Raw genomic sequence first — 25703 nt, forward strand, 5'->3', positions numbered from 1 at the left:
GTTGAATGCAAGGTCGGATTAGGTATCCGCCCGAACCGCACTTTGCATTTTTCCATTATAGATTAAATGCTTATACCGCACTTCGTAAACGAGCGGATATCTAATCCGCCCCTATTTTTGTTACCAAATAAATTTACCGATTGGAAAGATAATAAATAATAATGAACCGTTTAACCTGCCTTTATCATCAACAGCGACAATGCGATTCCTGTCAGTGGTTGAATTTGGATTACGACCAACAGTTGGCGAAAAAACAGCAGCATTTGCAGCAGCAACTGGCGAAGTTGGATTTAACCGGTGCAGAATGGTTTGTGCCGTTTGCCTCGCCGCTCAGCGGTTTTCGTAATAAAGCGAAAATGGTGGTCAGCGGCAGTGTCGAGCGGCCGATTTTGGGCATTATCAATGATCCCGATGATCCGCAAAGTGCGGTTGATCTCTGCGGCTGCCCACTGTATCCCGCCAGCATTCAAGCGGTGTTTCCGCAGTTGAAAGATTTTATCGCCCGCGCCGGATTAGTGCCGTATAACCTGTTGAAACGTAAAGGCGAGCTGAAATATATTCTGCTGACGGAAAGCCGTTACAGCGGCAAACTGCTGCTGCGTTTTGTGCTGCGCAGTGAAGCCAAGTTGGCGTTAATTCGGCGCGAATTAGCCGGTTTATTACAGCGTTTGCCGAAGCTGGCGGTGGTGTCGGTCAATATTCAAGCGCAGCACGCGGCAATTTTAGAGGGCGAACAGGAAATTTTTCTGACCGGGCTACAGGTGTTGGAAGAGCGGTTTAACGGCATTCCGCTGTTTATCCGTCCGCAGGGTTTTTTCCAAACCAATCCGACGGTGGCGAGTGCGTTGTACCGGCAAGCGCAAGAATGGATAGAAAATCTGCCGATTTCCCATGTGTGGGATCTGTTTTGCGGCGTCGGTGGTTTCGGACTGCACTGTTTATCGGCTTTGAAAGCTCGGCAATCGGATATTTTTACCCGCTTAACCGGGATTGAAATCTCCGCTTCGGCAATTGCCAGCGCCAAGTTATCGGCAGCACGGTTGGGCTTGACGCAAGGGCAAAGTGCGGTTGAATTCCGTTCGTTAGATTCCGCCGCATTTGCGGCTCGGGAAACGCAACGGCAAAAACCGCAATTAGTGATTGTCAATCCGCCACGGCGCGGCATCGGCAAACCTTTAGCCGGGTTTTTGAATGAGTTTGCACCGCACTTTATCCTGTATTCCAGTTGCAATGCGAGCAGCATGGCAAAGGATTTGGCGTTATTGACGGATTATCGGATAATCAAAATCCGTCTGTTTGATATGTTCCCGCACACGGCGCACCTCGAGACGCTCGTATTACTTGTCAAGGAAATAGACCAATAACAGAAAAAGCGAATCAGGAAGACACTAAGAAGCCTGTCGTGCCGGCCGTGATGACGTGCCGCTGTGATTACAATGCCAAACCGAGACGGTTTAATGCTCAATCGGATTATTGTCAATAATCACCGTAGCATTGGCGCGTCTGGTATAAGGATCGTTTGACCGGGTTTGTAATTGCTGTTCCTGTATTTTCTGTTTTTCTTGTGCAATAACAGCAACTTCCTCACACTCTATATTGAAATCGGTGATGTTCACCCGGTTAACTTCTTTGGTGTAGTCCGGTCTGGCTATCGCTTGCTGACAAAGCATTGATACAAGCAACAGATAAAATATATTTCTCATTTTTTGCTACTCATATAAGTGTTGATGATGGAATGGAATAAATTTTGGCTAACAATATCTGAGTGGAATAAGTTTACTTTTCCGCTTAATGCTTTTTGATATAGCGTATTCTTAACATTATGGTAATTCATGCTAATTTGCGTCAGGAAGGGCGGTTGAATCTGATGAAAAAAGAGAAAAAAACACTGTCCAAACCAATCGAATGGGCTAAAATCTTGCTTGCTTGCTTGCTTGCTTGCTTGCTTGCTTGCTTGCTTGCTTGCTTGCTTGCTTGCTTGCTTGCTTGGCGAAAGAAGGAAAAATATTCATGTCAGTATTGATCTGTCTATGTAAAAAATCAGCCATATTAAAACATTTTTTTACAACAAAAGCTATTGTTGTTATGTTAATTTCCCTATTTTCTCTAACAATTGTGCTAAAATCTGCTTTTAATGCCTATTATTGTAAATAATTGCATATTTATCTTATATCAATAACGCAAGTGTTTGGGATTAACGTATTCAATTCCTCGATCCAGATAACCGATTCTTTCCAATTGTAGTAAGTGGCGTTTCGCCGGTAATCCGCCGCCAAATCCGGTCAACGCCAGATTTTTGCCTAAAATGCGGTGGCAAGGAATGATAATGCTGATTGGATTGCGCCCGACTGCACCGCCTACGGCACGCACCGCTTTCGGATTGCCGATTTGTTGTGCCAACTCGCCGTAACTGCTGAATTTGCCATAAGGAATTTGACGCAAGGCGTGCCACACTTGTTGTTGGAACGTCGTGCCTTGCGGGGCGAGCGGCAAATCGGAAAAGGTTTCAGCTTCGCCGTTAAAATAACGGCTAAGTGCGGTTTTGGTTGCGCTCAAAACCGCACTTTGTTCATCTTCTATCCAGTCGGTTGGTACGTTTGTTTGTTCTTGTTCGAATTCAACAGCGATCAGCGCTTGGTTTTTCTCTAATAACAATAAGTTACCAATAGGAGACGGGTAAAAACAGTAACGAATAGACATAAATGACCTCCGAAAATAAAAAAGACGCACCGATTACAGCACGCCTTTTGATTATAGGGCGGTTTGCCCTAATTAGAAGCGGTAATTTAAATTTAAACCGTAAATATTCGCAGTAGATTTGGCGGTAAATGTTGCTGGTAATTTACCCGCTTCAGCTTCTCTAAAGGTATTTTTGCTGGCACGTAAATGGGCATAGCCGACATCTACTGATAAATCGTCAGTGAAGCGATAAGTTGCCCCTAAGCTATACCAAGTGCGGTCTGCGTCAGGAATTGAAATTGAAAAATAGCCTTCTTGAACCGGGGTTTCATCATAGGCAATACCGGCACGCAGTGTTAAAGCCGTGTCTACGTCATAACTTACCCCTAAGGCGATACGAGAGGAATCTTTGAATTTTTCTTGTTTTTCAAAGAGCAGTTCGCCGGCGCTTCCGCTGGCATGTAATTCTTGAAAACGGCTCCAACGGGTTAATTTATAGCTGTAGTGCATGGCAAATTTATCGGTCATTTTATGATAACCGGCAACTTCCCAGTAGGCAGGCAGATTTAAGGTCAAAGAACCCGGAATGGTTTCACCGCCGGTTGCATTTAGTCCCGGTCTGACGGCATTTAAAATTGTTGGCAGTTGATTGGAATATTTTCCGTTAAAATCAATATCAACGTGTGAGTGGTAGGCAATACCGATACGGTTACGCTCGTTAAATTCGTAGACTAAACCGGCATTCCAGCCGTAACCCCACTCTTTTCCTTCCAAGCGGGCTGCCGTTGTCGACGGAGTTAGCCCTAAAGCAGGCAGGAATGCGGCACTGGTCGCACCGAGGTGGCGCTCAATTAAGGCATCGGCATACACCGCATTGAAACCTAAACCGACACTCCAGTTTTGGTTTAAACGATAGGCGCCGCTAAGGTTAAAGTTAATCGCGGTTAAGTCGGTTTTTCCGGCATAAAAACCTGCTTCATAGCTGTCTGGAAACTCTGTCATGAGACCGTAGTTCACATTTATGCCGCCACCGACAGAAAATTTTTCGTTGAGCGGGTGAACATAATAAAGAGTGGGAATGATGGCATTCGGGGCGATATTATTTTGGTTGGCAGGAATATCACCCTTTTGAGTGTGTAGCACGCCTTCCAAATTAACATTCGGATCGATATAAATCCCACCAACCGAAATTTCCGCCCGTTTAAATTGGGTCATTAATGCCGGATTCACCGCCACAACCGAGGCATTTTCCGCAATTGCTGCATCGCCGGCATAGGCGCGACCCAAACCGGAAGTGGAAACTTCCACTAGTTGGAAGGCGGCGGCGGAAGCGGCACCGGCGGAAAGCGTTAGTGTCGTGGTTAATAGAATTTGATTGATTTTGTTTAATTTAAACATAGTAAGGTTCCATTAAAAATAAAAAACAATGCGCTGTTGTAAAAATGTTAATGATTCTAATCAATCATGATCCCGATGGCAAATGTTTTCGTTTATTTATGTGATATTAACGCATATTTATTACTTTTTATGCGTTTGTCGGTGGGACAGTAACAACCATTTTGCTTTTTCTGTGATAAAATACCGTCACAATTTTAATTATATTTGGAGAAAAAAATGACTACGGAACAAAAATGCAAAGCGGAAGAAAGTAAAGTATGCTGCTGTGTCGATGTCGGCACGATTATTGATAATGAAGATTGTGGCGTGCAGTTTGAGCAGGTTTATGCCAGCGAGGCGCTTGCCCAAGAAGCATTGGCTTATTTAACCGAAAAAGCGCGGGCTGCGGAAAGCGATCCGGCAATCATTAATAGCAGTATCAGCCAAGTTGACGGCGGCTATTTACTGAAAGCGGATTTTGAATTCAGTTGCCAAGCGGAAAGCATGATTTTCCAATTGTCGACGCGCTAATTGCCGTTGTGCTCAGTCGGAGTTGGGCGCGACCATGCCCATCTCCAAGCCGAATACCGCACTTTGAGCGGCGCGGTTAACATTGGCGTTTATGCTTGCCTAATCTTGATCAAAATTGGCTTCCCAAGCCGAATTATCCAATCCATGCCCGAAGTGGCTTTCAACTAAACGCCGGGTGAAATCATTGCTCGGTTCGGTCAGCACGTCGCGCGTGCTGCCGTATTCCACCATGTGTCCTTCTTTCATCACCAACATATAATCGGAAATATGTTTGATAATTCCAACGTGTTGCCCCAAATAGATATAAGACAACCCCAACTGTTTTTGCAAATTCAGTAGCAGATTTAATAATTGGGTTTTCACCGAGGTGTCCATCGAGGCTAAGGCATTATCCAGAATCAGGATTTCCGGCTCCAGAATAACCGCGCGTGCCAGCGCCACCCGCTGTTTTTGGCTTTGCGACAAGGTGTAAATCGGAATATTGGCATGATCCGGATATAACCCGACCAAACGTAGGGTTTGATAGATTTTTTTGTTGCGCTGCGCTTCGTCCCAATTGGTGGTTAAACGCAGCGGGGTGTCGAGAATCTGCCCGATATTCAAGTGCGGTATCAGGCTGTTGTCGGGATCCTGCGACACCATACGGATGTGGCGGCAGCGGGATTGATAATCGCCGAATTGCAATTCCCGTCCTTTAAAACAAATTCTGCCTTTGCTGGGTTTGGTGATCCCGCCGATCATTTTTGCCAAGGTTGATTTGCCCGCGCCGTTTGCTCCGACGATAGCCAAGGTTGTCCCTTTTTCCAAACTGAAACTGATGTCGGTTACGGCGGCAAAAAGCCCCGAACGCCAGAAACTGTTATGATCGCGGAAGGATTTGCTGAGATCTTCCACTAACAGCAGAGAAGGGGAAGAATTAGTTTGCGTCGCCATAAGGTTTCTCGCTTTGAATGGTGAGTGGCGTAAAGGCTTTTTGGCTTTGCGGCTGCTCATGTTCACGGATATTCAACGGAAAATGGCAGGCGAATTCGTGCTGTTTAATCCGCTTTAACATCGGTTTTTGCACACAGCGTTTTTGTGCGAACGGGCAGCGTGGGCCCAGACGGCAGCCGACCGGTAAGTTATTCAGCAGTGGCACGCTGCCGCGCAACGTATTTAAGCGGCTTTTTAACGGCAACGGTTGGCTGAAATCCGGTATCGAATTCAGCAAAGATACGGTGTAAGGATGGTGTGGTTTTTCTAAAATAGCTTGCTTACTTGCACTTTCCACGGTTTGTCCGCAGTATAAGATCGTGAAATGGTCACACCATTCGCTGACGGTTTTAATATCGTTACTGGTTAGCAGGATGGTGGTATTCAAATTTTGGTTCATACTGGCGAGCAGACGGAAAACCTGTAGCTGCGTGGTTGCTTCCAATGCATGGGTCGGTTCGTCCGCCACTAATAAGCGGGGTTGGTTGACCACCGCCATTGCCACCACCACTTTTTGCGCTTCGCCTTCGGTGATCTCAAACGGATAACTGCTCATAATATCTTTATGATCTTTTATCCCGATTCGGTGCAACAGTTCGATGACCCGCCGTTTTTTCCAACCGAACCATTTCCACCACGGGCCTTTATAGGAAAATACCGGAATGGCGTTTATCAATTGTTTGCCGATTTTTCGGCTGGGGTCAAGGCAAGACAACGGATCTTGAAACACCATCGCAATCTCTTTACCGACCAGTTTGCGCCGTTTCGTCGGATTGAGTTTCAGCAATTCAACATCATTAAAGCGGAAGCGATCCGCACTGATTTTCCAAGACGGTTTGGCGGAATTACAGATGATTTTCGCCACCAAACTCTTGCCTGAGCCGGATTCGCCGATTAAGCCGCACACATCGCCCTCGTTGACCGTCAAATTCATATTGTCGATTATTTTGACTTTGCCTTGCGGGGTGTTCACTTCCACCGTCAGATTGCGTATATCCAGTAATGCCATATTAATTCCTTTAGCCTTTTGTATTCACGCTTACACTTAGCTCTTGCGAAAGTAGCGTTCGATCGCTTTCGCCAAACCGTCACTGAATAACAAGACGATCAAAATCACCGACATCAAAAGCAAACCGGGCAAAATAGGCAGCCAAGGCGCTAAGTAGATCAAGTCAATATATTCGCGAATCAACGCCCCCCATTCCGGCTGCGGCGGCTGTGCACCGAGGGCGATGAAGCTCAGGGCGCTGATATCCAAGATCGCCAGCGTAAAAATCCGCCCGGTTAAACGGATAAACATCGGCAGCAGATTCGGCAACATCACTTTGTTAATCAGATAGCTTTTCGAAGCGCCGTCAAGACGTAGCATTAAGACATATTCTTTGTGCATTTCCGTTTGCAGTGCCAGATAAACCTGGTGGATAAAATAGGGCAGAGAAGCCAAAAAAATGGCAAGCATGGCATTTAACAAGCTAGGCTGCATTAACGTGGCGATTATTATCGCCAATAATAGAATCGGAATCGACAAAAACGCATCCAAAAAGTGTCCCAAAATATCCGACTTTATACCTTGGCCTGTGCCGGCGATTACCCCCAACAGACTGCCGATTAATAAGGTGAGCAACGCAACGAGCATTGCACCGCCGAAGGTATAACGCAAGCCGTGAATCAAACGGCTGAACAGATCGCGTCCCAATTCATCGGTGCCGAAGAAAAAAGCGATTTTGCCTTGGTTATTCCACGATGGCGGCAACAGTTCCTGCCCGACAAATTGCATATTGTCTTGATAAGGGGCAACCAACGGCGATAACACGGTCACGAGAATGAATCCCAGCAACAAATAGCCGCAGAATAACGCGGGTTTATTGCGCTGAAACAGCTGCCAAATTTCCTGTAACGGAGAGGTGAAACGAAATTCGTCCGGTTCTTTATCTAACATACCACCCCTTACGATTAAACGGATCCGAGAGAAACATCAAAAAACCGCTGAACAAATTAATCAAAATAATGACCAAACCGATAATCAGCATACCGGCGGAAATGGCGTTGTAATCCTGCTGTTCCACTGCGTTAATCAACCATTGCCCGATACCCGGCCAACTGAAAATATTTTCCACTAACATACACATTGCCACCAGCATGGTGAAGCTACGGGTCAGTTGCGGAATCAGCGGCGGCAGAGTATTGCGAATTAACATCAACCGCGCAATCTTCAGTTTTGACCAGCCGCGTGTTTCCACGACCTTCACATAATTTTCGCGCAGGATTTTTTCTGCCTGGTTCTGGGTTAATTGAATGATTTCCATCAGCGGGGCGATCATTAACACCAGCACCGGCAGTGCCAAATGTTGGAACACGTTTTGAATGATTTTGAGCTGGTAGGGGTGATCGCCAAACCACACATCAATCACGGCAAAACCGGTGATCGGCTCGATTTGATATAGCGGATAATATTGCCCGATGGCGGAAATTTCCCATTGATAACTCGCGGCGAGATAGAGCACAATCGGCGCAATCCAGAAAATCGGCAGCGAAATGCCGAATGACGAACCGAAACGAATGGCTTTGCCGAGCCATTGTTTGGAATAAAACGCACCAAGGAAACCGAGCGGCAACCCGAAGAGAATGGCGAAGAACAGGGCAAAAATACAGAGTTCAATCGTTGCGGGCAGCACGGCTAAAATTTGCCCTAACAGCGGTTGTCCGTCCAGATAGCTGATACCGAAATCACCGTAAAACAGGCGCTGTACGTAACCGATATAGCCGGAGTAAAAGTGCGGTTTGGCTAAAATCGCATTGAGGGGATCGCGCATTAAAATGTGGTAGCTGATCAGTGACAGAACCACTAATGTCATCAAGGTTAATAACGCGCGGCGCAGAATAAACAGCATTTATTGTGCCTCCCGTTGCAATTTTAAATCGGCAAAGCGAATGGTGCCGAGCGGTGACATTTTAACCCGTTGCACTTGTTTGTTGTAAATCATCATGCGTTTGACACTGGCAATCGGGATCAAGGGGACTTGGTTCAAGACATATTGTTGTGCTATGTCATAATCCAGTGCCCGCGACAGTTGTATCGGCGTGCGTAACGCCCGATCCATCACTTGGTCAAACTCCGGATAGCACCAGTTGGCGATATTGGTATGGGCGTTATTGGTGTGGCAACTCAGAATCGGGCGCAAGAAACCGTCGGGATCGAGACTGCCTGCCAACCAACCGCCTAAAATCAGGTGATAGTCATCTTGTCCGGACAGCAATAAGTGCTCCAACTCACTGCGTTGTAAATATTTCATCTTCACCTTGATCCCCGCCTGTTCCAGATCAAAGCGGATCATTTCCGCCGTTTTCACCGGGCTGGGATTATAGACCTGATTATCGGTCAGCACCCAGAAATTCAGCGTCAGATCCTTATCGGCAAAAAAGATTTTCGCGCTTTCCGGCTGATAGTTATAGGCGAACGAGCGCATATTGAATTGTGATGCCCACGAGCTTTTAGGAATAATGGTGTTGGCAACCTCGGCGGTATCGAAATAGATTTGGCGAACAATCCGTTCACGGTTGATCGCCTGTGCCAAGGTGCGGCGCAAGACCGGGCTTTGCACCGCCGCTTGGTTCATGTTAAACGCCAGAAACGATAGGTTCATCCCATCGACCGAGGTTGCGCCAAACCGCGCTTGGTTACGCAGTAAGTTGTTGACTTGGCTGGCTTCGGGAAAAGCCATAATATCGCACTCTTGATTCATCATTTTTTCCAAACGGCCGGAACGGCTGCTCGACAGATCAACCACGATATGTTTAATCTCGCTTTTTTTATTCCAATAGGTATCGTTGCGCTGTAAGCGTACGTATTGGTTGCGGAAATAATCGCCGATTTTATACGCCCCGGTGCCAATCGGCAGGGTGTCCAGCTGGGCGATGTTATCATCGGCACTGAGTTGCAGTGCATATTCTTGCGATAAAATCACGGCGTATTGGCTGGCAAGGTGATCTAAAATGGACGAGTCAGGCGCATTTAATTCGATTTTGACCTGATAAGGCGAAACCGCGCTGACATTGGCTATTTTACCGTTAAAGTCAATGCTGTCGAAATAAGGATAACGGTTTTGCCGCGCCAAATCGTAATAGATTTGATATTGCGGATTATGCTGCCGAGAGGGTTGTTCCTGTTCCGGCGTCGGATAGGAATGTAAACGTCCTAATACGCGGTTAAGCGAAAACACCACATCATCGGCATTCATGTCACGGCTTGGGGTAAACCAAGCGGTTTGATGGAATTTAACCCCTTTGCGCAGGTTGATCAGCAACGTTTTGCGATCACGGGAAAGGATGTAACCCGTCGCCAACGAGGGAACAATTTTTTTACTTTTATCATTTTTTATATCAAACAGCTTGTTATAGATCTGTTCCGCCACCACATTCATACTCGTGCCGACATCAACCGTTTGCGGATTAAACGAGAAGCCTGTAGAGTGAGTGCAGTAAATCAAGCCGTTGTCCAACAGTTCCTCGGGAATGCGCGGCGCAGCCGACAGACTCTGCGGCAGGACGGCAGAGAATAAAAAAAACGTGACAGATAACAGGGGTTTGTTAAATAACAACATTGCACTTATTAATCTGATCTGAGTAATATAAGGTTAAATTGTAGTTTATCCGTCGGCATAATGCCATTTTCTTTTCGTGGATTGCGTGAAATCAGGAGAATATCATGTTTTGGAGTATTGTTTTATTGTCAATCGCCGCCTTTATTTTTTGTTTGCTGGTGCTGCCGTTTTGGGTGTATATGCACTACAAAAGTAAGCGGCAAATGGGCGCCGGTTTGAGTATGGAAGATAAGGCGAAAATTCACCAATTGAATGAACAGGCAAAGGCATTGCGTCGGCGGGTGGAGCAATTGGAAGCGATATTGGATTATCAGCAACCGCAATGGCGTCAGGCGAACAAGCCGCAATAGGGGGACAAGATGATTTACCGTTATCCGCAACAAGGAATGCTGGCCGGCGTTTGCGCCGGGCTGGCAAAAGCCACCGGCTTGGAAACTTGGGTCGTGCGCTTGGTCACGGTGTCGCTATTTTTATTCGGCGGTTATTTCGTGATTTTGATTGCCTATATCGCCGCGGCAATGCTGTTGGATAAAGCGCCGTCGGGCGATTATCAGTCGGATTTTTACCAAAAAATCTTTGATCCAACGCCGTTAAAGGAAAAAACCTGGCGCGCCGGGGTGAGCGCCAATCAGAAATTGATTGATTTGGATATGGAATTCACGTTGCTGGCCAAGCGTATCACTCAAATTGAAGATTATGTCGGCACACCGGGCAGCCGTAACCAATAGAAGAATCGAAACATGTTGAATTCGTTACAAAAATCCTTACGCCGCGAAGTGACTGATCTGGTTAACCGCGGTTTTGACCGCACTTTGCGCCTTGCGGTAACCGGTTTGAGCCAAAGCGGAAAAACGGCGTTTATCACCAGTTTGGTCAATCAACTTTTGACAATTGATCGTGAGGATAACAGCCATTTGCCGTTTTTTTCCGCTGCCCGTCAACGCCATATTTTGGCCGTCAAGCGGGTTGAACAGGAAAACTGGAGCATTCCGCGTTTTGATTATGAAGCGAATCTAACCGCACTTAAACAAAATCCGCCGCAATGGGGGCAATCGACCCGTGGCGTGGGGGAAATTCGTTTGGCGATCCGTTACCGCCACAGCAGCGGCTTAATGCGGCATTTAAAACAAGAAAGCACGCTGTATCTGGATATTTTCGATTATCCGGGCGAGTGGTTGCTGGATTTACCGTTATTGGAGACTGGCTTTAAACAATGGTCGCAAAGCCTGCAAAAGCTCAATATCGGCGTGCGTGCGGAGTTGGCGCAAGCGTGGTTGCAACAGGTTGGCGCCCTTGATCTCAGCGCGACCGCAGACGAAGAGATCTTGGCAAACTTAGCCAAACGCTACACCGAGTATCTGTTCGTTTGCAAAGTGCAAGGATTGCAATTTATTCAACCGGGGCACTTTGTGTTGCCCGGTGAATATGCCGGTGCGCCGGCGCTGCAATTTTTCCCGCTTTTGCATTTGGACGAACAACAATGGCAGGCGCTGGAACAACACAGCGCGCGCGACAGCTATTACCGTGTGTTAAAAAAACGTTACTACTACTACCGTGAAAAAATCGTCAAACGTTTCTATGAAAATTATTTCAGCAAGTTTGATCGTCAGATCATTTTGGCGGACTGCCTGACGCCGTTAAATTACAGCCGCCAAGCCTTTGAAGAAACCAAAGAGAGCCTGCGCCAACTGTTTAAAAATTTTCACTATGGCAACCGCACGTTACTGCACCGTCTGTTTGCACCGAAAATTGATAAATTGCTGTTTGTGGCAAGTAAAGCAGATCATGTTACCGCGGATCAACTGCCGAATTTGATCAGCTTAATGCGCCGGCTGGTGCAAGAGGGCGGACAGCACGTTAATTTTGCCGGGGTGGAGAACGAATACAGCGCAATTGCCTCGATTCGCGCCACCAAAGCGGTCACCGTGAATGACAACGGGCAAAGGATCAAAGCGCTGCAAGGCGTGCGCAGCAAGGATAAAAAATTTGTCACCGTTTTTCCCGGCAGCGTGCCAAGCCGTTTACCGACAGCCGATTTTTGGCAGCAAAACCGATTTGAATTCGATCAGTTTGAGCCGCTGCCACTGGATGAAGACGAACGGATACCGCACTTACGCATGGACAGCGTACTGCAATTTTTATTAGCGGATAAGTTGGATTAATCATAGGATCAATTGATGAAGAAAACCTATTTCGAAACAGAACAGACCGCACTTGAGCCGGAAAACGAATTACAACCGAAAAAAGAATTTGTCGATGTTGAGGCACTTGAAATAGCCGAGGATCCGGAAACCGCAAACGAATTAGAACGGCGTTTCGTGCAAGCGGTTGAACCCAAACCCCGCTGGTGGAAAAAAGCCTTAGCCGCAACCGCACTTTTGTTTTTGACCGCACTGGTGGCACAATCAATCCAATGGCTACTCGACAGCTGGCGCGATAATCAATGGATCACCTTTGCTTTTGCCTTAGTCGGTTTTTCTTTGGTTTTGCTCGGAATTGGCGCACTAATCAAAGAATTATACCGTCTGCGCAGCTTAAAACGCCGTTTGGTTTTACAACAGCAAAGTGCGCTTTTCTCTTCGCGGCACGACTCTGCGCGGCAAGATGGTGAAGCGGCGCGTCAGCTCTGTTTGAGCATTGCGGATAATATGCGGCTGGATAAGCGGGATATCCGCCTGCAAGCTTGGCAGAAACAGATCAACGACAGCCACAATGCGCAGGAAGTCGGTTATTTGTTCAGTCAAAACGTGTTGAGCGAGATTGACAAAAAAGCCCGCCGTTTGGTCAGCAAAAGCGCCGGCGAAGCGGCAATTGTGGTCGGTATCAGCCCGCTGGCGCTGGTGGATCTGTTTTTTGTCGCTTGGCGCAATCTTGCCTTAATCAACAAAATCGCCGCATTGTACGGCATTGAATTAGGCTATTTCAGCCGTATTCGTTTATTGCGCATGGTGTTGGTGAATATGGCATTTGCCGGCGCAACTGAGCTGATTCATGACATCGGCATGGAATGGCTTTCCAAAGATTTAATGGCAAAACTGTCGGCAAGAGCCGCGCAAGGGCTCGGTGTCGGCTTGCTCACCGCCCGTTTAGGCATCAAAACCATGGAATTTTGCCGCCCGCTCGTCTTTCAACAAGATGAAAAACCCCGCCTCAGCCAAATTCACCAAGAGTTATTAGCCACGCTAAAATCAAGTTTGTTGGGGAAAACGGTAGTCGAGGAAAAAGTGAAGTAGGTTGGAGTGAACAAATGTGAAACCCAACCTACCAAACATAACCAAAGTGCGGTCAGCACGTTTTAATCCGCTCAAATCCGTGTTCCAGATCGGCGATCAAATCGTCGACATCTTCCAAACCGATGTGAACGCGGATGAGTGTTCCGCTCAGCTTGCGCTCGATATTCGGGCGGATGTTGGCGATCTCTTCCGGTTGGTTATATAAAATCAGCGATTCAAAGCCGCCCCAGGAATATGCCATGGTAAACAAACGGAAGTGATCAAAAAACGCTTCTAATTGCGTTTGGTTCAGTTTTTGCTTCAATTCAAATGAAAACAGACCGCTGCTGCCACTGAAATCCCGTTGGAAAAATGCATGTCCCGGGCAGCTTGGCAACGCCGGGTGGAACACTGACCGCACTTCAGCGCGTGTCGCTAGCCATTGAGCGACTTTGAGGCTGCTGGCGTGGTGTTGCTTCATACGCACGCCTAAACTGCGAATGCCTCTGGCGGCAGTGTAGGCGGTGTCGGCATCGACCATTTGCCCCATTAAATAGGAGTGTTCGCGCAATTGATCCCAACAACGGGCGTTTGCCACGGCGGTGCCGATCATGGCGTCGGAATGCCCGACCAAATATTTTGTGCCGGCTTGAATCGAAATATCAATATCCTGTTCTAACGCCTTGAACAACAAACCGCCGCTCCAAGTGTTATCAATCATCATCACAATATCAGGATTGACTGCGCGCGCGGCTTTGACAATCGCCGGCACGTCGGGCACTTCCATGGTGAGCGAACTTGGCGCTTCTAAAAATAAGACTTTGGTATTGGGACGCACCAAATCAGCGATTGCCGCACCGATCAGCGGATCATAATATGTCGTTTCCACATTAAATTTGGTCAGTAGGTTATTACAAAAATCCTGCGTCGGCTCATAGGCTGCACCGGTCATCAAAATATGATCACCGCTTGCCACAAACGACAAGATCGCATTGGTGACTGCCGCCGCGCCGCAAGGATAGAGCGCGCAACCGGCTCCGCCTTCCAAATCGCACATTGCGTCTTGCAAGGCAAAGTGAGTCAGCGTGCCACGCCGCCCGTAGAACAATGCCCCCTTGGCACGGTTGATCGTGGCTTGTTTTTTTTCTTTTAAATTGTCAAAAATCAATGATGAGGCGCGTTGAATCACCGGATTCACGCCATGTTGTGTATAACGGCTTTGGCGCCCGGCGTGAACTAAACGGGTGGCGGCAGTGAATTTATGGTTGGAATCTGACATAAAAATCCTTGTGCTTAACATAAAAAGTGCGGTAATGATGAGACTTAAGATAATCGTTATCAACGCGGGAAGCAACCGCTTCCGCCGATATGGCAAAACAAATAGATTTAACCTATTTCTTAAATAGTGTGATATGAATCACGACTTTTGAATATTTATTGAGTATACTAACGGCACTAAAACGACAGTTGTTGGGATTTTAAACAAGATTGACTCAGATGGTTGTTTTAGCACCTTCACCCATTTTTTATTAGGAGATATATTATGGTATTAGTAACTCGTCAAGCCCCTGATTTCTCAGCTTCTGCGGTATTAGGCAACGGTGAAATCGTTGATAACTTCAACTTCAAACGTCATGTCGCCGGCAAAACCTCCGTTGTGTTTTTCTGGCCTTTAGACTTCACTTTTGTCTGCCCGTCCGAACTGATTGCATTCGATCACCGTTATAAAGAATTCCAAGAACGTGGTGTGGAAGTGGTTGGCGTGTCTATCGACTCTCAATTCACTCACAATGCATGGCGTAAAACCCCTGTGGATAACGGCGGTATCGGCGAAGTGCAATATGCAATGGTTGCAGACGTGAAACACGACATCGCCAAAGCCTACGGTATCGAACACCCGGAAGCCGGCGTTGCGTTGCGTGCTTCTTTCTTAATCGACAAACACGGTGTGGTACGCCACCAAATCGTAAATGATTTGCCGTTGGGTCGTAACATCGACGAAATGCTGCGTTTAGTTGATGCGTTGCAATTCCACGAAGAACACGGCGAAGTTTGCCCGGCACAATGGGAAAAAGGCAAAGAAGGCATGAAAGACAGCCCTGAAGGCGTTGCCAGCTACCTGAAGAAAAATGCAGATTCTCTGTAATTTTCATTAAATGATAAAAAACCATGCCGAGAAGCATGGTTTTTTATTGCGTAAAATCAAGCTTGTTTTTTCGCCAACCATTCCGTCGCTTATAGACTTGGTCGCTTGATTCCTCTATAATCTCGATTCTTTGTCAAAACCGCACTTTGCCCCCATAGCTCAGTCGGTTAGAGCAGTCGACTCATAATCGATTGGTCACAGGTTCAAGTCCTGTTGGGGGCACCACCGATTTTTTATAAACCAAACGAAAATCCTTTACTCTTCCATTTTGTTTCCGATTTTTCCACTGTCCGAGTCTGTTTTTCGTTCGGGGTGTCTTTTAACACCTCGGTTGTTTTGTGGCTAGTGGTATGCCGTTGTGTGCTGCCTTCGCTATAAATTTTGCGTACTTGTTCTGGCAATTCTTTTTGCCAAATATTCGGCGCGTTTGCCGGGGTCGCTGCGGATGGCGTTTTCGGCTTATAGTCGCTGCCGTTCAGCAGGATATCGTTAGGCGGTGCCGCGCCATTGATCGTCTTCCCGCTCATCACTTGCTTATGGTATTCTTCAACGGTTTTCATGTCTTTTGTCGGCATATTAGCTGTCGGGTGCCATGTCGGTTGCACGCAAGCGCTCAGTGCCAGCGGTAATAAAATGATTAAATAGTTTTTCATGTTTTCCCTCTAATAGAAAGAAACCGCACTTTGTTTGATCTGCACCTTAGTCAGTTGGTTTTGCAGTCCAACTTTTGGGGTGCAGATCAGAATCAAAGTGCGGTTTTGCAGATTAAATTCGGGCGCTAATCTACAGGGTTTTCATTTCGTCCGCAATGATTTCCGCTTCAGGTCCTAAAATAACTTGTAAAGCATTGTCACCTAATTTTACGTTACCTTTTGAGCCTAACGCTTTTAGTTGATTTTCATTGATTTTTTTACGGTCAACCAACACTAGACGCAGGCGGGTGATACAAGCATCAATGCTGGCGATATTTTCTTTTCCGCCTAGCGCCGCCATAAATTGGCTTGCTCTTTCGCGGTTATTGCCTGCTTTCACCGTTGCTGCCGACGCTACGCTTTTTTCTTCCAAGCTGTCTTCACGTCCAGGCGTTTTTAATCTGAACATTTTGATACTTGCGGTAAAAATAACGTAGTAGATAACCGAGAACACCAGACCTTGGATAATCAGCATATACCAGTTTTGTGCCAATGGATTTTGTGAAGACAATACCAGATCGACTAAACCGGCACTGAAGCCGAAACCGGCAATCCATTGCATTGAAGCGGCGAAGAAGACGGAAATACCGGTCAATAATGCATGGATTACATACAAAATCGGCGCAACAAACATAAAGGAGAATTCCAGCGGCTCGGTGATTCCGGTGAAGAATGAAGCGAGTGCCGCCGCAATCATCAAGGAAGCAACTTTGGTTTTGTTTTCCGGTTTTGCCATGTGGTACATCGCTAAGGCGGCGCCCGGTAAACCAAACATCATAATCGGGAAGAAACCTGCTTGGTACATTCCGGTGATCCCCAATACGGCACGCCCTTCAGCTAGGGATTGCGCACCACCAAGGAAGTTAGGAATATCGTTAATTCCGGCTACGTCAAACCAGAAGACGGAGTTCAAAGCATGGTGTAAGCCGATAGGAATTAATAAACGGTTGAAGAAACCATAGATACCGGCGCCGACCGCACCCATATCTTTGATTGATTCGCCGAAGCTGACTAAGCCGCCGAAAATGATCGGCCAGACATACAATAAGATGAAAGAGAGGACGATGGCTGCAACGGAAACTAAAATGGGTACTAAACGTTTACCACTGAAGAATGCCAAGGCGTTGGGTAATTCGACTTTGTAATAACGGTTATACAGCGCCGCGGAAATTGCGCCGACTAAAATCCCGACAAATTGGTTATTGATTTTGCCGAATGCTGCCGGCACTTGCTCGATGGCAATGCCTTCCAACTGTGCCACTGTACCCGGGGAAAGCAATGTTGTGACAACCAGAAAACCGACTAAGCCGGATAATGCAGCCGAACCGTGTTTATCTTCCGACATTCCGAAGGCGACACCGACGGCGAATAACAGTGACATATTGTCGATAATGGCGGCACCGGATTTGATGAGCAGGGCAGCTAACTGGCTATCCGCTCCCCAACCGTTAGGATCTAACCAGTAGCCGATCCCCATCAATATAGCTGCTGCCGGTAGCGCAGCAACAGGTACCATTAAAGCTCTACCGATTCGTTGCAAATAACCTAGGACAGACATAAGTTACCTCTCTAATTTAAGTAATGAGTATTTATTTTTTGATAAAAAATATCTTGCGGTCAAGACGGTATTATACTGGCTTAAATTTGATATTTTTGCAAGATTTTTTCCTTTTTAAGCGTTTTGAAACTCATCTTGATTTTTTATAAAAAAAATGATTAAATCAATTCAGTTTTATCTACCGAGTGTGAACAACGTTATAAAGGAGAACTAACATGAGATTAATTCCATTAAAAAGCGCCGAACAAGTAAGCCGTTGGGCGGCTAATTATATTGTCAATAAAATTAATGCATTTCAGCCGAGCGCTGAAAAACCGTTTGTTTTAGGGCTGCCGACCGGTAGCACTCCGTTACAAACGTATAAAGAACTGATTAAACTCTACCAACAAGGCAAAGTCAGCTTTAAACATGTGGTGACATTCAATATGGACGAGTATGTGGGGTTGCCGCAAGATCACGAACAAAGCTATCACACTTTTATGTGGGAAAATTTCTTTAACCACGTTGATGTGCAGGCGCAAAATGTGAATATTTTGAATGGCAATACCGCAGATCACGATCAAGAATGCCGTCAATACGAAGAAAAAATCCGTTTTTACGGCAAAATCCACCTGTTTATGGGAGGGGTCGGCAGTGACGGACATATTGCGTTTAATGAACCGGGCTCTTCTCTCAGCTCAAGAACACGGATTAAAACATTGACCGAAGATACTTTGATCGCCAATTCGCGTTTCTTTGATAACGATCTCACCAAAGTACCGAAATATGCCTTGACTATCGGGGTTGCCACCTTATTGGATGCGGAGGAAGTATTGATTTTGGCAACGGGACATAATAAAGCCTTGGCGTTACAAGCGGGTGTTGAAGGCTGTGTCAACCACTTATGGACAATCAGTGCGCTGCAAATGCACACCAAAGCCGTTTTGGTGTGTGACGAACCGGCAACGCAAGAATTGAAAGTCAAAACCGTGAAATATTTCACCAATCTGGAAGCGGCTGAAATTGCCAGTGTGGCGTAGGAGGTAAGGTTATGCGTTATGCGTTAACCAACGGCGTGGTTTATACCGCCGATAAGGTGTTGTATCAGCACGCGGTCATCGTTAATGAAGGCATTATTGAAGCACTATTGCCGGAACAAGATCTTACGGCTGATATTGAACGTGTTGATTTGGCTGGGAAAAATTTAACTGCGGGGTTTATCGATCTTCAATTGAACGGCGCGGGCGGGGTGATGTTTAACCTTGATACCACGCTTGAAACCCTGCATACCATGCAACAAACCAACATGCGCTACGGCTGTACCAGCTATTTGCCGACCTTTATCACAGCGCCGGACGAAGGCATGAAAAGTGCGGTAGCGGTTATGCGGGAATATTTGCAAGATCCGAATAACGCCAATCAAGCGTTGGGGCTGCATTTGGAAGGACCATATCTCAGCCTTGAGAAAAAAGGCGTACACCGTCCGCAATATATCCGCCAAATTTCGCCGGAAATGGTCGAGTTTTTATGCGCTAACGGCGATGTGATCACCAAATTGACAATCGCAGCGGAAAATGAAGCCGGCAATTATGTGAAGCGGTTTACCGAGAGCGGTATTTTAGTGTCGATCGGGCATTCCAATGCCAGCTATGATGTTGCCAAACAACGGATTAGCGACGGAATCGGTTTTGCCACCCATTTGCATAATGCGATGTCGCCGATCAGTTCCGGGCGTGACATGGGTGTGGTCGGCGCAGTGTTGGATTCGGATATTTATAGCGGCATTATTGTGGACGGTTTGCACGTCACTTGGTCGAATATCCGTTTTGCCAAGAAATTGAAAGGCGAAAAACTGGTGGTGGTGACCGACGCAACCGCCGCTGCCGGAGCCGATATCGACTGGTTTGATTTTGTCGGCACCAAAGTGATTGTGAAAGACGGCAAATGTTACGACGAAAAAACCGGCAGTCTCGGCGGTTCGGCGATTACGATGATTGAATCGGTGCAAAACTTGGTGGAACAAGTCGGTATCGAGTTGCCGGACGCATTGAGAATGTGTTCACTCTATCCCGCCCGCGCGATTGGGGTTGACCGCACTTTGGGTTCAATTGAAGCCGGAAAAGTGGCGAACCTGACCGTATTCGATCACCGCTTTAAGGTGAGTGCGACAGCGGTTAACGGTGTATTGCACCACTATGCGTAGTCAGTGGCTTAGGCATTAAGCTTTTCGCTTCGAATCAAATCAAGTGCGGTGCATGGTGTACCGCACTTTTTTTGGCGTTGCCAGAAAAGTGTAAATATTTTACAGTGTGTGTTTATAAATCATAAAAAAGAGAAGCCAAGGATAAGAATGAACAACCAGATACAAATCGTTAATGTCGATTTCGTCAAACAAGCCAATGGTGCGTTGGTATACCGTTTGATTGACCAATTCGGACCGATTTCCCGGATTCAAGTGTCGGAAATGAGCGGTTTGGCGGCGGCGAGCGTAACCAAAATCACCCGTAATCTATTGCGTTTCGGGCTGATTAAAGAAGTCGAGCAGCAAGAGTCCACCGGCGGGCGGCGGGCGATTTCGATTGTCGCGGAACGGAAAAATTTTGTCACGATTTTAATCCGTTTGGGGCGAACCAGCGTCACCGTTGCCGCGATGAATCTGGCGACCGAGGTGTTGTTCAAACAAAAATATCAACTCAAAACCAAACAATCGGTCACACAGCTAGAACAAAGGTTGCTGGAGTTGATTCAACGGGCAGTGATGGAATTGACCAAATCATCTCATCAAGTTATCGCTTGCGGTATTACCGTTCCCGGTTTTGTCGATCAAAAAACAAACACCATTGATTTTATGCCGCAATTTAATCTGAAAAAACCGTGGAAATTAGCGGAAAAGATTCGACAAATCATTCATCTGCCGGTATTTATCGGGCATGATGTGCGGGCTTTGGCGTTGGCGGAATCTTATTTTGGCAAAACCAAAACCTGTAGCGATTCCATTTTATTGCGGATTCACCGCGGTGTTGCCGCCGGAATCATCTTAAATAAAGCGTTATTTAGCGGCAGTAAAAATAATGTGGGCGAAATTGGACACACGCAAGTCGATCCGCTGGGGAAACCTTGTAAGTGCGGTAATTTCGGCTGCTTGGAAACGTTAGTCAGTCAGCAGGCGATTGAGGAGCGGGTCAAACAGTTGTTACGGCAAGGGCATAAAAGCCGCTTGCTCAGTGTGGAACAATGTGACTTGGAGACAATTTGCGAGGCGGTGAATCAAGGTGATCCATTATTAGTCGAATTGTTTCAGCAACTCGGAAGGCATATCGGGCAGGTTTTGGCGATGTGTGTCAATGTGCTTAATCCGGAAAAAATTATTTTATCCGGCAAAATCGCACAAGCGCAGAAAGTCTTGTTTCCGGCTATTGAAAAGACACTACAGTCAATGGCGTTGTCCGATTTTGTGAAAAGTACCGCACTTGAGGCTTCGGAACTGCCCGATGACGATATTATCGGCGCATTTGCCTTGATTAAACGAGCGCTGTGGAACGGCGAATTATTGGTGCAATTATTGGAAGAATAATCGCGGACGCAAATGCCGGACGGCATCGGTTGAATATTTTTGGTTGTAAATTGTGCGGCAAGCGATTAAACTGGTCAATCTGTGTCCGAATAGATAAAAAAAGCGTTTTTTTCATAAAAAACGGTTGACGAGTAGGGCTGATATTAGCATAATGCACCTCGCAAAACCGATGAGGTGAACGCAGAAAATAAATGAATGGCTATGTAGCTCAGTTGGTTAGAGCACAACACTCATAATGTTGGGGTCACAGGTTCGAATCCCGTCATAGCCACCATATTTTCGCGCGGGAATGGCGAAATTGGTAGACGCACCAGATTTAGGTTCTGGCGCCGCGAGGTGTGTGGGTTCAAGTCCCTCTTCCCGCACCATTCATCAGCTTTGCAATGTCATAGATTGGGGTATCGCCAAGCGGTAAGGCACTGGGTTTTGATCTCAGCATTCCTAGGTTCGAATCCTAGTACCCCAGCCATCGACTTATCTATTCTGATTTAATTGAATTTCTTATTTTGGGGTATCGCCAAGCGGTAAGGCACTGGGTTTTGATCTCAGCATTCCTAGGTTCGAATCCTAGTACCCCAGCCATCAAATAGGGTATTCAAACAGTTGCGGAAGTGGCGAAATTGGTAGACGCGCTAGGTTCAGGTCTTAGAGCCTTAACGGGTGTGGGGGTTCAAGTCCCCCCTTCCGCACCATCATCTTATATATAGTATTCTTTCTGATTTAAATCCTCCTATTAAAAAGTATTTTAGCACTTTCAATGTATTTATTTTTCGTTTCACGGGCTTAATTTGCGCGCTGATCTCACATTTTCTTAAAATAACGCTTGCCTAATACATAAAAAAAGTTCAAATTATCTATAATCCATTTTTTGTAGCATATACTTTTTATTTTGTGAAAGGTGAACCAAGACGATGTGTGAAAAAGAATTTGAATTAAAACAAGCAGGCAAGCTGGCAAGGCTGACAAACCGCACTTTTAAGTTTGATCAACGGATCAAAGAAGGTTGGTTTTCGGCGGTTTATTTTTTGAAAACCACTAAAATTGTAGCAAATCGTATTCCTAAACAGACGGTTACCATGCAATTTTTCCAAAAAAACGAAGCGGTAGTGTGTGGTATGGACGAAGCGATCGCATTGTTGCATACCTTTGCCGCCAATCCGCAAAATCTGAAGATTTGGGCGTTAAATGACGGTGATAAAATTTCGCCGTTTGAGACCGTGCTAATGATCGAAGGTTATTACGAAGATTTCGGTTATTTGGAAGGGATTATCGATGGCATTTTGGCGAGGCGCACCTCGGTGGCAACCCATGTGTATAATGTGGTGCAGGCGGCAGGCGAGAAACAGGTGATTTTTATGGGCGACCGCGATGATCACTATTCGCAACAGGCGGGTGACGGCTATGCGGCATATATCGGCGGCATGAGTGCGCAGGCGACCTATGCGATGAACGAATGGTGGGGCACGGAAGGTGTGGGCACCATGCCGCACGCCTTAATCCAATTGTTCAACGGTGATTTGATCCAAGCCTGTGAAGCCTATTTAGCCACTTTCCCGCATGATAATTTGGTCGCATTGGTGGATTATAATAATGATGTGATTGAGGATTCGCTCAAGGTCGCACGCCATTTCGGCAATAAATTATACGGTGTGCGGGTGGACACCTCCGCTAATATGGTTGATCAATATTTTCTGAAAAATCAGCATGAATTCGGACGTTATGATTTGCGTGGCACCAATCCGCGTTTAATTAAACTGCTGCGCCGCCATTTAGATGCGGAAGGCTTTGAGCACGTTAAAATCATTGTTAGTGGTGGTTTTGATTCGGCAAAAATCAAGTTGTTTGAGCAATTGGATACGCCGGTGGATTCCTACGGTGTGGGTTCTAACTTATTGAAAGTGAATATTGGCTTTACCGGCGATTGCGTGAGGTTAAACGGTGTGGAGCAAGCGAAACAAGGTCGCCGTTACAGCTTTAATCCGCGTTTGCAGGCGGTAGCGTATGTCGCAACACGGGAGAGCTAAGATGGATTTGCAACAATATGTTGATTATCTGGTGGAATGGCTGGAACAGCAACGCCAATTTTACGGCGCAAAAGGTTATGTGATCGGCATTAGCGGCGGCATTGATTCTGCGGTGGTGGTCAATCTGCTGATGAAAACCGGCGCACCGGTGCAGGGCTTGATTTTGCCGTCGGAAACCACCTCGCCACAAGATATTCAAGATGCCTACGCGGTGGCAGAAAGTGCCGGTTGCGCAGTGTTGGAAATACCGATTATCGACACCTACCGCACTTTTATGCACAGTGCGCAGCCTCTGTTTCGCGAACAAGCCGAACGGCAACACGTGATCGCCGGCAATGTGCAGGCACGTTTGCGCATGACGATGTTATACGCAGCGGCGCAAAATCAGCAGGCGATTGTGGTCGGTACGGATAATGCGGCGGAATGGCACACCGGTTATTTCACCAAATACGGCGACGGCGGCGTTGATGTTGTGCCGTTGGTGCAGTTGCGCAAAGAACAAGTCTTTGCCTTAGGACGGTTGTTGAATGTACCGCAAGCGGTGTTGGATAAAGCGCCAAGTGCGGGGTTGTGGCAAGGGCAGACCGACGAAGATGAAATGGGCGTGAGTTATGCGGAAATTGATGCTTTCCTGCGCGGCGAAACCGTGTCGGAACAGGCGCAACGCCAAATTGATTTTTGGCATAACCGCTCGCACCATAAGCGAATGTTAGCACCCGTACCGCCGAAAAGGGTGGCATAACGTAATAAAAAATGTAAATTTCCTCCCTCCCTTGCGGCAGGATATGCCCGAAGGGCGGCGGGAGGGGCACTTGGAATTATAAGCCCGCTTTATATTGCGCCGTTGCTTGTTCGAAACCTTTCACGACCTCGGTTTCCGGTTTCCCGCTAAGCAGCGAGACCACGACAATCGCAACTGACGACAATAAGAAACCCGGGATCATTTCGTAAATGCCGCTGTTTGGTAACAGTTGCTTCCAAAAAGTCACCACTAATGCGCCGGTCAGCATACCTGCCATTGCACCGTTGGAATTGGTGCGTTTCCAGAATAACGAAAACAGTACTAAGGGTCCAAACGAGCTGCCGAAACCTGCCCAAGCGTGTTCGACCAGTTTCAAAACCTGGCTTTCCGGATTTTGTGCGATCGCAATTGCGATCACGGCGATCAGCAACACCATTACGCGCCCGAGCCAAACCAGTTCTTTATCACTGGCATTCGGTTTGATAAAACCACGGTAAAAATCTTCGGTGATTGCGCTGGAGGAGATCAATAATTGGCAACTTAAGGTACTCATCACCGCGGCTAAAATCGCCGATAACAAAACGCCGGCGATCCACGGGTTAAACAGGTGGCGTGCCAGTTCGATAAAAATCTGTTCGCGGTTGCTATTGACCGCACTTGCCAGTTGCGGATTAGCGTAGAAATAGGCGATACCGAAAAAGCCGACCGCCACTGCGCCGAGTAAGCAGAAAATCATCCATGACATGCCGATACGGCGCGCACTGGTGAGTGAGCGTACATTTTCCGCCGCCATAAAACGCGCCAAAATATGCGGTTGCCCGAAATAGCCCAAGCCCCATGCGGATAGACTCAATAAGCCAATCAATGATGTGCCCGTCCACATATCGGTGAAGTTTTTGCCCAAATCCTTGCCGGCGGCTTCTAACACGACAGGCAGATCATCAATGCCGCCAATGGCAAACAGCGCCATCACAGGGGTGATAATCAAGGCGAGAACCATTAAGCCCGCTTGCACGGTGTCGGTCCAACTGACTGCGAGAAAGCCACCGATAAAGGTATAAATAATGGTGGCAAGTGCGCCATACCAAAGTGCGGTTTGGTAGGGCGTGCCGAATAGATTTTCAAACAGACGCGCCCCGGCAACCACCCCCGCCGAGCAGTAAATGGTGAAGAAAAACAGAATCACACTGGCAGCGACAATTTTCAGCATGTTGTGTTTTGCGCCGAAACGGGCTTGGAAATATTCCGGTAAGGTCAGGGCGTTGGCGTGGGTTTCGGTGAATACGCGCAGCCGCCCGGCGACCAAATACCAGTTCAGCCATGCGCCAACCGTCAAGCCGATTGCAATCCAGCCTTCGACCAACCCCGCGGCGTAGATCGCACCGGGCAAGCCCATCAACAACCAGCCGGACATATCCGACGCGCCGGCAGACATCCCGGTCACAAAACCGCCCAAGCTGCGCCCGCCGAGAATATAATCGGATAAATTATTGGTGTAACGGTATGCCAACACGCCAATCAGCAGCATACCAAAAATATAAATGGTAAATGTAATAATTGTTGGATCGTAGCCAAACATAAACAGACCCTATCAATAAATGGAAAAAAGAGGCGGA

General features: G+C 47.0%; 25 protein-coding genes and 6 tRNA genes. 18 read left to right on the top strand and 13 right to left on the bottom strand.

The features are described from left to right. Positions 1-161 precede the first annotated feature (161 nt). Positions 162-1364, top strand: a complete 1203-nt coding sequence (gene rlmC, locus ACQ31U_RS08670) for a 23S rRNA (uracil(747)-C(5))-methyltransferase RlmC (protein WP_431051211.1) — start codon at positions 162-164, stop codon at positions 1362-1364. Between the two features lie 90 nt (positions 1365-1454). Here the strand turns inward: rlmC and ACQ31U_RS08675 are convergent, their stop codons facing one another. The 4 genes from ACQ31U_RS08675 to ACQ31U_RS08690 form a co-directional block, all read right to left on the bottom strand. Then, positions 1455-1703 carry a hypothetical protein gene (locus ACQ31U_RS08675; protein ID WP_431051213.1) on the bottom strand — a complete coding sequence of 83 codons (249 nt, stop codon included), beginning with the start codon at positions 1701-1703 and terminating at the stop codon, positions 1455-1457. A 207-nt stretch (positions 1704-1910) separates the two neighbouring features. After that, positions 1911-2048 (bottom strand): hypothetical protein, encoded by a 138-nt coding sequence (locus tag ACQ31U_RS08680; protein WP_431051215.1) that lies wholly within the window; start codon positions 2046-2048, stop codon positions 1911-1913. 124 nt (positions 2049-2172) lie between these two features. Beyond that, positions 2173-2700, bottom strand: coding sequence for a methylated-DNA--[protein]-cysteine S-methyltransferase (locus tag ACQ31U_RS08685; RefSeq protein ID WP_431051217.1), 528 nt, complete (start codon positions 2698-2700; stop codon positions 2173-2175). Positions 2701-2772: 72 nt separating this feature from the next. Continuing rightward, complete coding sequence (locus ACQ31U_RS08690; RefSeq protein ID WP_431051219.1) at positions 2773-4077, bottom strand: porin; 1305 nt, start codon at positions 4075-4077, stop codon at positions 2773-2775. A gap of 216 nt (positions 4078-4293) precedes the next feature. Between ACQ31U_RS08690 and ACQ31U_RS08695 the strand changes: the two genes are divergently transcribed. Continuing rightward, positions 4294-4587 carry a YfcZ/YiiS family protein gene (locus ACQ31U_RS08695; RefSeq protein WP_431051221.1) on the top strand — a complete coding sequence of 98 codons (294 nt, stop codon included), beginning with the start codon at positions 4294-4296 and terminating at the stop codon, positions 4585-4587. 99 nt (positions 4588-4686) lie between these two features. Here the strand turns inward: ACQ31U_RS08695 and ACQ31U_RS08700 are convergent, their stop codons facing one another. Genes ACQ31U_RS08700 through ACQ31U_RS08720 form a run of 5 tightly spaced genes read right to left on the bottom strand, consistent with a single transcriptional unit; the run spans position 4687 to position 10160 of the window. Continuing rightward, positions 4687-5520 carry an ATP-binding cassette domain-containing protein gene (locus tag ACQ31U_RS08700; RefSeq protein ID WP_431051223.1) on the bottom strand — a complete coding sequence of 278 codons (834 nt, stop codon included), beginning with the start codon at positions 5518-5520 and terminating at the stop codon, positions 4687-4689. Further along, positions 5504-6568: an oligopeptide/dipeptide ABC transporter ATP-binding protein gene (locus ACQ31U_RS08705; RefSeq protein WP_431051225.1), complete on the bottom strand. Its 1065-nt coding sequence runs from the start codon at positions 6566-6568 to the stop codon at positions 5504-5506. Before ACQ31U_RS08705 ends, ACQ31U_RS08700 begins: the two co-directional genes overlap by 17 nt. Positions 6569-6604: 36 nt before the next feature. Continuing rightward, on the bottom strand, positions 6605-7498 hold the full coding sequence (locus ACQ31U_RS08710) for an ABC transporter permease subunit (protein WP_431051227.1): 894 nt from the start codon (positions 7496-7498) through the stop codon (positions 6605-6607). Next, a complete protein-coding gene (locus tag ACQ31U_RS08715) occupies positions 7488-8450 on the bottom strand; it encodes an ABC transporter permease (protein WP_431051229.1) in 963 nt (320 codons plus the stop codon). Before ACQ31U_RS08715 ends, ACQ31U_RS08710 begins: the two co-directional genes overlap by 11 nt. Continuing rightward, complete coding sequence (locus tag ACQ31U_RS08720) at positions 8451-10160, bottom strand: ABC transporter substrate-binding protein (RefSeq protein ID WP_431051232.1); 1710 nt, start codon at positions 10158-10160, stop codon at positions 8451-8453. Between the two features lie 104 nt (positions 10161-10264). Between ACQ31U_RS08720 and pspB the strand changes: the two genes are divergently transcribed. The 4 genes from pspB to ACQ31U_RS08740 are packed head-to-tail and all read left to right on the top strand — an operon-like array spanning position 10265 to position 13393. Next, the gene (gene pspB, locus ACQ31U_RS08725; protein WP_431051234.1) at positions 10265-10510 is read left to right on the top strand and encodes an envelope stress response membrane protein PspB; all 246 of its coding nucleotides are present in this window, start codon (positions 10265-10267) and stop codon (positions 10508-10510) included. Positions 10511-10519: 9 nt separating this feature from the next. Continuing rightward, on the top strand, positions 10520-10888 hold the full coding sequence (locus ACQ31U_RS08730; RefSeq protein ID WP_431051236.1) for a PspC domain-containing protein: 369 nt from the start codon (positions 10520-10522) through the stop codon (positions 10886-10888). Between the two features lie 12 nt (positions 10889-10900). Then, positions 10901-12322: a YcjX family protein gene (locus tag ACQ31U_RS08735; protein WP_431051238.1), complete on the top strand. Its 1422-nt coding sequence runs from the start codon at positions 10901-10903 to the stop codon at positions 12320-12322. Between the two features lie 15 nt (positions 12323-12337). After that, entirely contained in the window at positions 12338-13393 is a 1056-nt protein-coding gene (locus tag ACQ31U_RS08740; protein WP_431051240.1) for a YcjF family protein, read from the top strand. Between the two features lie 52 nt (positions 13394-13445). Here the strand turns inward: ACQ31U_RS08740 and metC are convergent, their stop codons facing one another. Continuing rightward, the gene (gene metC / locus ACQ31U_RS08745; protein ID WP_431051242.1) at positions 13446-14651 is read right to left on the bottom strand and encodes a cystathionine beta-lyase; all 1206 of its coding nucleotides are present in this window, start codon (positions 14649-14651) and stop codon (positions 13446-13448) included. Positions 14652-14915: 264 nt separating this feature from the next. Between metC and ACQ31U_RS08750 the strand changes: the two genes are divergently transcribed. Together ACQ31U_RS08750 and ACQ31U_RS08755 are read left to right on the top strand one after the other, a co-directional pair. After that, positions 14916-15518, top strand: coding sequence for a peroxiredoxin C (locus ACQ31U_RS08750; RefSeq protein WP_431051244.1), 603 nt, complete (start codon positions 14916-14918; stop codon positions 15516-15518). A gap of 148 nt (positions 15519-15666) precedes the next feature. Continuing rightward, positions 15667-15743 (top strand) — tRNA-Ile (locus ACQ31U_RS08755). An 8-nt stretch (positions 15744-15751) separates the two neighbouring features. On the opposite strand, the gene ACQ31U_RS08760 is transcribed toward ACQ31U_RS08755, so the two are convergent. Next, complete coding sequence (locus tag ACQ31U_RS08760; protein WP_431051246.1) at positions 15752-16171, bottom strand: hypothetical protein; 420 nt, start codon at positions 16169-16171, stop codon at positions 15752-15754. Between the two features lie 130 nt (positions 16172-16301). Further along, positions 16302-17768: an N-acetylglucosamine-specific PTS transporter subunit IIBC gene (nagE, locus tag ACQ31U_RS08765; RefSeq protein WP_431051248.1), complete on the bottom strand. Its 1467-nt coding sequence runs from the start codon at positions 17766-17768 to the stop codon at positions 16302-16304. A 215-nt stretch (positions 17769-17983) separates the two neighbouring features. Here nagE and nagB point away from each other — a divergent pair, with 215 nt between their 5' ends. The 10 genes from nagB to nadE all read left to right on the top strand — a co-directional run bounded on the left by nagB (position 17984) and on the right by nadE (position 24087). Continuing rightward, entirely contained in the window at positions 17984-18787 is an 804-nt protein-coding gene (gene nagB / locus ACQ31U_RS08770) for a glucosamine-6-phosphate deaminase (RefSeq protein WP_431051250.1), read from the top strand. A gap of 11 nt (positions 18788-18798) precedes the next feature. Then, positions 18799-19950 (top strand): N-acetylglucosamine-6-phosphate deacetylase, encoded by a 1152-nt coding sequence (nagA, locus tag ACQ31U_RS08775; RefSeq protein WP_431051254.1) that lies wholly within the window; start codon positions 18799-18801, stop codon positions 19948-19950. Between the two features lie 147 nt (positions 19951-20097). Then, positions 20098-21321, top strand: coding sequence for an ROK family protein (locus tag ACQ31U_RS08780; protein WP_431051256.1), 1224 nt, complete (start codon positions 20098-20100; stop codon positions 21319-21321). A gap of 197 nt (positions 21322-21518) precedes the next feature. Beyond that, positions 21519-21595, top strand: a tRNA-Met gene (locus tag ACQ31U_RS08785). 9 nt (positions 21596-21604) lie between these two features. Next, positions 21605-21689 (top strand) — tRNA-Leu (locus ACQ31U_RS08790). 26 nt (positions 21690-21715) lie between these two features. After that, positions 21716-21790 (top strand) — tRNA-Gln (locus tag ACQ31U_RS08795). Positions 21791-21828: 38 nt separating this feature from the next. Continuing rightward, positions 21829-21903: transfer RNA gene (locus ACQ31U_RS08800), tRNA-Gln, on the top strand. 23 nt (positions 21904-21926) lie between these two features. Then, a tRNA-Leu gene (locus tag ACQ31U_RS08805) sits at positions 21927-22013 on the top strand. A gap of 219 nt (positions 22014-22232) precedes the next feature. Next, positions 22233-23345: a nicotinate phosphoribosyltransferase gene (locus ACQ31U_RS08810; RefSeq protein WP_431051258.1), complete on the top strand. Its 1113-nt coding sequence runs from the start codon at positions 22233-22235 to the stop codon at positions 23343-23345. A gap of 1 nt (position 23346) precedes the next feature. Next, on the top strand, positions 23347-24087 hold the full coding sequence (gene nadE / locus ACQ31U_RS08815; protein WP_431051260.1) for an NAD(+) synthase: 741 nt from the start codon (positions 23347-23349) through the stop codon (positions 24085-24087). 76 nt (positions 24088-24163) lie between these two features. On the opposite strand, the gene putP is transcribed toward nadE, so the two are convergent. Further along, positions 24164-25666, bottom strand: a complete 1503-nt coding sequence (putP, locus tag ACQ31U_RS08820) for a sodium/proline symporter PutP (RefSeq protein ID WP_431051262.1) — start codon at positions 25664-25666, stop codon at positions 24164-24166. Positions 25667-25703 lie beyond the last annotated feature (37 nt).

The sequence above is a fragment of the Testudinibacter sp. TW-1 genome, from assembly GCF_050613185.1.
In the GTDB taxonomy this organism is placed as follows: Bacteria; Pseudomonadota; Gammaproteobacteria; order Enterobacterales; family Pasteurellaceae; genus Chelonobacter.